The organism is Hyella patelloides LEGE 07179 (genome assembly GCF_900659865.1).
In the GTDB taxonomy this organism is placed as follows: Bacteria; Cyanobacteriota; Cyanobacteriia; order Cyanobacteriales; family Xenococcaceae; genus Hyella; species Hyella patelloides.
The window spans coordinates 1-8,019 of the sequence record NZ_LR214071.1 but is presented as its reverse complement, the minus strand read 5'-3'; the positions used below and the strand labels follow the sequence as shown (position 1 = coordinate 8,019).

Annotated in this window: 7 protein-coding genes; 4 read left to right on the top strand and 3 right to left on the bottom strand. The window is 35.2% G+C overall.

Annotation, left to right across the window (positions count from 1 at the left end):
• Positions 1-1,651 (bottom strand): DNA polymerase III subunit alpha (gene dnaE, locus H1P_RS28790; RefSeq protein WP_144874210.1); only part of this gene is annotated, 1,651 nt, incomplete at its 3' end.
• Between the two features lie 181 nt (positions 1,652-1,832).
• Between dnaE and H1P_RS28785 the strand changes: the two genes are divergently transcribed.
• Both H1P_RS28785 and H1P_RS28780 read left to right on the top strand, forming a co-directional pair.
• Positions 1,833-2,510 (top strand): hypothetical protein, encoded by a 678-nt coding sequence (locus H1P_RS28785; protein WP_144874208.1) that lies wholly within the window; start codon positions 1,833-1,835, stop codon positions 2,508-2,510.
• Between the two features lie 134 nt (positions 2,511-2,644).
• Complete coding sequence (locus H1P_RS28780) at positions 2,645-3,226, top strand: Uma2 family endonuclease (protein WP_144874206.1); 582 nt, start codon at positions 2,645-2,647, stop codon at positions 3,224-3,226.
• 22 nt (positions 3,227-3,248) lie between these two features.
• Here H1P_RS28780 and H1P_RS28775 read toward each other — a convergent pair whose 3' ends face one another.
• Complete coding sequence (locus tag H1P_RS28775) at positions 3,249-4,283, bottom strand: Gfo/Idh/MocA family protein (RefSeq protein WP_144874204.1); 1,035 nt, start codon at positions 4,281-4,283, stop codon at positions 3,249-3,251.
• 92 nt (positions 4,284-4,375) lie between these two features.
• A complete protein-coding gene (locus H1P_RS28770; RefSeq protein WP_144874202.1) occupies positions 4,376-5,824 on the bottom strand; it encodes a DnaJ domain-containing protein in 1,449 nt (482 codons plus the stop codon).
• A 260-nt stretch (positions 5,825-6,084) separates the two neighbouring features.
• On the opposite strand from H1P_RS28770, the gene H1P_RS28765 reads away from it, so the two are divergent.
• Together H1P_RS28765 and H1P_RS28760 are read left to right on the top strand one after the other, a co-directional pair.
• Positions 6,085-7,515, top strand: coding sequence for a hypothetical protein (locus H1P_RS28765; protein WP_144874200.1), 1,431 nt, complete (start codon positions 6,085-6,087; stop codon positions 7,513-7,515).
• Between the two features lie 13 nt (positions 7,516-7,528).
• Positions 7,529-7,711, top strand: coding sequence for a hypothetical protein (locus H1P_RS28760; RefSeq protein ID WP_144874198.1), 183 nt, complete (start codon positions 7,529-7,531; stop codon positions 7,709-7,711).
• Positions 7,712-8,019 lie beyond the last annotated feature (308 nt).

The window sequence follows — 8,019 nt, the reverse complement described above, 5'->3', positions numbered from 1 at the left end:
CTAATGGTTGGGAAGAAATAACTACTCCTGCTGCATGAACACCAAAGGTTTTATTAGTTCCTTCAATGCGAATTGCCATATCGATCCAATGCTTAACACTTATTGTGCCGACTTCTTCTTTTTTGTCATCATAGGTTTTAACTATTTCACTGTCATAGGCTTTTTTAAACTCAGGATCGGGGCTATCTTCTGAGATCATTACTTTTAGTTTTGCAGGTTTTCCACGGGCTACAGGAATTAATTTTGCTAGGCGATCTGCATCACCATAACTTACTCCTAACACTCTACCGACATCTTTTAATACAGACTTTGATGTTAGGCGGTTGAAAGTGATAATTTGCGCTACATTACTTGCACCATACTTTTCTGTAACATACTCGATCATTTCGTCTCTTCTTTCGATACAAAAATCAGTATCAACATCAGGCATAGATTTTCTTTCTGGGTTGAGAAAACGCTCGAATAACAAGCCATGATGCACAGGATCGATATTGGTTATTTTTAAGGCATAAGCAACTAAAGAACCTGCTGCACTTCCTCTTCCTGGCCCTACAGGAATGCTTCTATCTCTAGCGTGTTTAATATAGTCCCAAACTACTAAAAAGTAAGTAGAAAAACCTTTTTCTTGCATTACTTTTAGCTCGGAAAGCAATCTTTTTTTGTATTCTGGAGATACTTCTGAATGATGGCGACATTTGAGTCTTTCTATTAATCCCTGCCAGGTAATTTCTTCTAAATAACTATCAGCCGTATGTCCTGAAGGTACTATATAATCAGGAATGCGCGGTTCATCAAATATATTGTAAGGTTTAATTTTATCTGCTACTTCTACAGTATTATTAATCGCTTCTTCTATTATTTCATCTTCTAAATGATCGCGAAATAGTAACTTCATTTCATCAGCAGATTTTAAATATTCTGTACCAGAATAGCGGAGGCGTTTTTCATCAGTGATGCGTTTTCCTGTGAGTATACACAATAGTGCGTCGTGGGATTCTACATCGTAACAAGAGATAAAATGGGAATCGTTGGTAGCAACAATTTTAATATCTAATTCTTTGGCGATTTCAACTAATTCTATATTAACTATTCTGTCTTCTTGTGAACCATGATCTTGAATTTCTAAATAATAATCTTCACCAAAAACATCTTTATACCATTTGGCAACTTTACGTGCTTCTGCTAAATCTCCTGATAAAATTCTTTGGGGTACTTCTCCTCCTAAACAAGCACTGGTAACAATCAGCCCTTCGTGATATTTTTCTAATAGTTCTTTGTTAATGCAAGGACGAGCAAAAATACCTTTTCCTTGATAACCTTGCAAATGGGAAATCGTAGTAAGCTTGACTAAATTTTTATAGCCTTGGGTATCTTTTGCTAAAACAACTTGATGATATTTCTTATATTTCTTTTTGGTTTTACTGTAGTCAATATCCCCATTAATAACGTACATCTCGTTACCAATAATGGGTTTAATACCTTTCTTTTTACAGGTTTTAATTAACTCGATCGCACCATACATTACACCATGATCGGTAAGTGCGATCGCTGGCATATCCAATTCTAACGCCCGATCTATCAAAGGATTTATCTGAGATGCGCCGTCTAAAAGGCTGTAATCACTATGAATGTGTAAACCAACGAAGGACATAAAATAATTATTAGGTAAACAGTGAATAGTAAGTAGATATTAATTATTAACGATTTACTCTGTTATAGGTATAAAGAGTAAGAATATTTAAGATTGAGAGTGAAGGGTAACAGGGCGATCATCATATTGTACAAGTAAGTTCGGGAGGTAAAGATTATCTACTTATTTCAAAGTACAAAGTATGAGTTGGGCTAAACTCTGTTGGGATTTGAGCTTTACCGAAAAAGTAGAGCTTAGTAAACTATTGCCAAAGATTAATCATTCTTATCAAATTGTATTGGAATGGGAAGAATATTGCCCAAGAGAAGGAAAGACATTCTTTTTATGGCAACCGCCCCATTCAGAATTAAATGGATGGTTTGATGGACGACCTTCGGAAATATTGAAAAGTTATGTATTGCAAGGAACTATTACAAATTACTCTTTGTATAGTCGTGAATTCAATTTTTATGTGGAAAAAATTACTCCACTGACCAAAATTTTTGATGAGGTTAAAGAGGTAAACAAATCACCCCTGCCATCAGGTCTTAGACCGAGTCTTTTTGGATATACTTCATACATATCGTGGGAAGAGTCACGCAATCTTTTGAAAGCACAAGTAGGTTCTTATTTATATCTATCTGGTGCTATACCTGAAACCGATCTTGAAGCTATATTCTCCCTAAAATATGGAAAATTGTATTTGCATTATTCAGCTTACTTGCCTCCTTCTGCTTCTGAGACGCTTATTACTAGATACCGTCTAAATGAAAAAGAAGATCGTATTTTCAAAGCTCTTTTTGATAGGGCTGAAGAAATGCATGAGCCAGAAGTTAAAAACCTGTCGGAGCATCAAGTTCAAGGTGCAGAATATTGGTAATTAAACAAAATTTTCTACTTTCCTAAAGTTAAAAACCTACTAGACAACGAACAAAATGCGATCGCTCTTTAAATCAAACCGATTAAGTTACAAGCCTTAAAATAGTAATCAAAGACATTGAGTAGACAAGAAAAATGGAAGCGATTTCCGTACCCAAGGGATTTAAGGTAACTCCAGAGCAATTCGAGCAACTAGCATACGCCGAACAATTAGCTCGCATGGAGTTAACCAAAGATGGAGAATTAATTGTTATGAGTCCCACTGGTGGTGAAGCAGGGAGAAAAAATTTCAACTTATACTTGGATTTGGGAAATTGGAATCGTCAAAAAAAACTTGGAGAAGCTTTTGATTCTTCAACCATTTTTGTTTTACCCAACGGTGCGAGAAGAAGTCCCGATGTTAGTTGGATTAAAGCAGAGAGATGGAACAGCTTAACTCTAAAAGAAAAAGAAGGTTTCCCTCCCATCGTTCCTGATTTTGTGATTGAGCTTGTTAGTCCTAGCGATCTTAAAAATCAACGCTATGAAGACTTACGGGCAAAAATGCAGGAATATATCAGTAATGGCGTTAGACTTGGTTGGTTAATCGAACCAGCAGCAAAAACAGTGGAAATATATCGTATCGGAAAACAGGTAGAGATTCTAGATAATCCTCAAACTTTATCGGGAGAAGATATTTTACCAGGATTTATCTTAGATTTGAGTGAGATTTTTTAGATAATTGATTCTGCGATTGCGGTTATAAATTAATAATGTTTCCTTGTTGTTCGAGGGAGGTGGTTAAGGCTCGTAACACTTTAACTAACTCTGCGCCTACTTTTCCAGAAGAGAAATTGTCTTGTTTGTTTGCTAAAATATTTTGAATAAAGCGATCGCATACTTGACTTAAAGGTTCATTTTTCTCTACATCTATTGCCCTGCGAGATTGTCCTTGAGGGATAAAATTTTCTCCTTCTTGAGCAAAGTATCCTTGTTGAATGGTTAAGGGGGTTTCCTGAGCCATTTCATCAAAGATTAGTGTCCCCTGACTACCCACTACACACAAACGACGCTGCTTATCAGGGTTTAACCAACACAAATGAATATGAGTTTGAAAACCACTGGGATAGTAAAGAGTTACCCACACCATATCGGCTAAACCTGGTTGCGATGAAATAGGCATAACACTATTTTTTTGTAACCAAGTTTGTCCCTTCGCTTGTACTTGAATAGGGCTTTCTCCTAACCAATAGTTAAAAATAGCGATATCATGAATTGCTAAGTCCCATAATGCATCAACATCCTGACGTACAGGACTTAAATGAGTGCGAGTTGCATAACCATAGCGTAAGTCTCCTAATTCTTTGGCTGCGATGATTTCCTGACCTTTGGTGACAGTGGAGTTAAATAGATAAGTATGGTCTACTAATAGCTGTAAATTTTTACTCCTGGCTAATTCTGTTAATTCTAAGCACTCTGCGGGATCGAGAGTGAGAGGTTTTTCCGCTAAAACATGATAACCAGATTGCAAAGCATCCTGAATAATACTGTAATGAGTCGTTGCAGGAGTCGCAACCACCACCGCATCTAAATTAGTTAACCGTTTAACCTTTTCCCAATGAGTAGTTAATAAGACTTTATTGGAGTTTAAATCAAATCTTTCCTGACAGCGAGTTAAGCTATCTTCGTAGCTATCTACTACTGCTATTAATTCTGTTTGGGGATGTTCTAAAAAGTTTCGCACAAAATGAACACCCCAGCGTCCTACTCCTAAAACAGCAACTCCCAGTTTCATAATTTCATTGCGATTGATTTCTATATTGAAAAATCGTCCCTATTATTACTTGTCTATATCTAGGATATTTTACTTACGTAAATTGATAAATATTAAACGATCTTAGTTCTCCACATCTTAATAGTACAGTCACGACTGCCACTGATAATAGTTTTTCTATCTGGTGTAATAGCTAAAGCTGAAACAGCACTTTTATGATCTTGTAAAGTATCTATTAAAATACCCATTTCTATATTCCATAATTTAATACTTGTATCCCAGCTACCGCTAATTAAAGTCTTATTATCAGTACTAAAAGTTAAAGTAGAAATGCGATCTTGATGTCCAATTAGAATATTATGTCTTTGACCAGTTTCTAAATTCCAAATTTGAATTTGACAGTTAATTTGCCCTACTGCTAAATATTTACCATTAGGACTAAATGCTAAACTAAAAACTCCTGAATCACCTCGTAAAGAAAGAATAACTTTACCTGTTTTTATTGCTCTAATTCTTAACTGTCTTTCCAAACCGCCGTTACAAAAATATCCTTGACGTTCATTAAGTGCTAGACAAGTAATATCAGCCGATTTACAAGCAATGTTTTTGATTTGTGTTCCTCGATCTAAATCCCAAATCTTAATCAGATTGTCTGCACCAGCACTAATTAAAGTGTTAGTACGGGAATCTAAAGCAACTGCAATTATCTCTTGAAAATGTTGAGAAAATTTATTACTAAGAGTTGTTAATGCTTTTTTTTGTTCTAAGTTCCAAAAGCGAATTGTACGATCTTGATTGCCAGTAATTAAAATTTTATCACTACTACTTAAAGTTAAACTGTTAATCGCCACAGAATTGCCTTTTAAAGTTGCCATAACTCGTCCTGTAGAAGTACGCCATAACTTAATATTTCCATCATGACTACTACTTACAAAAAATTGATTATTTTGACTAGTAATAATAGAAGATACTGTTTTTCTGTGAGCTAGTAACGTCTGCCAACATTGCCAATATTGATTATATTGTATATTGCTAGTATTGGAATAATTATAGTTATTTACCTTTTCCTTTTCTGCTGGTTGAGTTTTTTGTTTTAACTTAAGACCAGCCACCATTCTAAAGTCACTATTAGCACGCAACTCATAACCTAACTTGGAAAGAATAAAGCCTCGATACTGATAAGCTTTTAGATAATCATGGTCTAATTTTATAGCACGGGAAAATTCTGCGATCGCATCTTCATATTGTTCAGTCTCAGCAAATTCTACTCCTCTTTGATAATGAATTTCTGGGGCATTTTTTGTAGTTTGTACTCTATAATTACTACTAACATTTGTTCTATTACTAACAGTTTGCTCTTGAGGTATATAGTTTTTTAAAACCTCGTAAGCTTGATTGATTTTTTGAATTTCCTGTTGCGCTTTATCTCGTAGTTGTGGTTGGTTAACAAAGCGATCGGGATGCCATTTCTTTGCTAAACTGCGATAAGCTTGTTTGACCTCTGCGGAGGTTGCTGTTATTTCTAAACCTAAAACTTTATAATATTGAGCAAACTCGTTCATTTATTGATTTATCAACTAATCGCTGGTTATTCTCTATCGTAGTCTGACAAACTAAATTAAGAATGACAGCGATCACGCAGTGCCAGGCTCCGCCCGATCGCGATCTGAGAGAATTCCCAAAGTACAGAAATCTAGTCTAACATTTTGATTTTTGTTGGTTGTTAACTGATGCCTACTTTATCAGTATGGTAATCATAACTATAGTGACACCAGTAATAACTATGACTCAGTGAAATCTTTGATGTTAAAGTAATATCTATATGAATATTGAACAAGCAAGACAGCAAGCACAAGATGAAAATACTACACCAGAAACATTAACAGAATTAGCGAGAAGTGAAGATCGAGTAACTCGTCAATATGTAGCAGCAAATCCTAATACTCCCATAAAAGTATTAGAAAAATTAGGTCAAGAATTTCCTGATGACATTACAGCTAATTCTATCTTTGATTTGTTGTTATTAGAGAATCCTGAAAGCAAATTTATTAAATTATCTTTAGCAAGAAGTTCTCATACTTTAGAGAAAACATTAGAAAAGCTAGCAACAGAAGAAAACCAGGACAGAGACATACTCACAGCAATTGCTAAAAATCCTAATACCTCAGAAGAAATCTTAGATAAGTTAATTGTTAATAGATCCTATTTTGTATGTAGAGCAGTAATAAATAATCCTAAAACAGCTACGAAAACCCTAGACAAACTAGCTAGTTATCGAGAGATAAGGGGGGGAATTCACAAGGTAGTCTTAAAACATCCCAATATTTCTCAGACTGCTGTTGCAATTATAGAATTTATGAATGAAAGTAATAATACTCCTCATCATATTTTAGAAAAATTAGCTAATAACCAAGACTATTATACTCGTGCGTTAGTAGCTCGGCATCCCAATATTTCCATCGATCTTCTAAATAAACTCAGCTTAGATAGTAACGAAGATGTCCGAAAATATGTTGTCAAAAACATAAAAACATCCCAAGATATTCTGGAGCGATTAGTTCAAGATAGCTCTCGTTTTGTACGTGCTGCAATTGCTCAACGCTCTGATATATCTGAAAAAATAATAGCTATTTTGTCCCAAGATAGTTCTTTTTATATTCGACGACAGCTAGCCATGAATCCTTGTATTCCACTTAATATTTTAAAGACATTAATTAAAGATAGTCATCCTTTGATGTTATTTGATATTTTGACTATATTAACTCAAGATCGTGACTCTTATATTCATATCGGCTTTCCTAAAAACATTAATGTAACATTAGAAACTTTAGAAACAGAAATTGTCAAAAATTTAGCAACAAGTTCAGACCATTTGGTTCGTCAAGGAGTTGCCGAAATACATCAAACACCAGTTAATATTTTAGATCGACTCAAAACTGATGAAAATAAATATGTTCGCGAAAGAATCGCCAGAAATAAAAATATATCTTTAGAAATTATCGAATATTTATCCACTGACTCTATACATACTGTACGCCAAGGAATAGCAGAAAATACTCGAACAACTGCAATCATTTTAGATAAATTAAAAACAGATTGTAGCAAATATGTTCGTCAAGCTGTTACTGAAAACCCCAATACTTCATCAGATACATTAAGAGAATTATTAAAAGATCGAGAAAAAAGTATTGCTAAAAATGCCAAAAATAATTTAGAAAATAGACAACAAGCTCATACTCCCTTCCCGATGTAAGATTAGGTAAATAGTGAAGCAAACACCAATGAATCAAATAAAAGCTTTGCAAAATAAGCCTTTTGATGCCAAACAGTGGCAGAAACTTTACTACCACCATCCGCAACAGTTAATTCAGTTCTTTGCTTCTAATCAATTCCTCTCAGCTCAACAAGTTCAGAATACGCTCAATTATATATTCTCATTGCCTACCTAATCTTTTATTGGGAAGGGAGTAAAAGAGAGGATAGTCTATAACCGCTCTCAAGATCGGAATTTGACCAAAGACAAATCATCTTAACTTGTCACCATTACCTATTACCTCACCCATAAAATTACATTAACTATTACGAAGTCAGAGGAAGCCCCGTCGTGACGGGAGTGCGCGACGGCGAAGCCGAGTCCTTTAGGGCGTTCTCATGTCGCGAGGCAACCTCGCCAGGGGTGGATAGGGGGGACTTTTCTGGTTTGATGTTTGGCTGACCACAGTTGATTGCGGTCTGTTGAAGTCCCCCCATCCCCGCG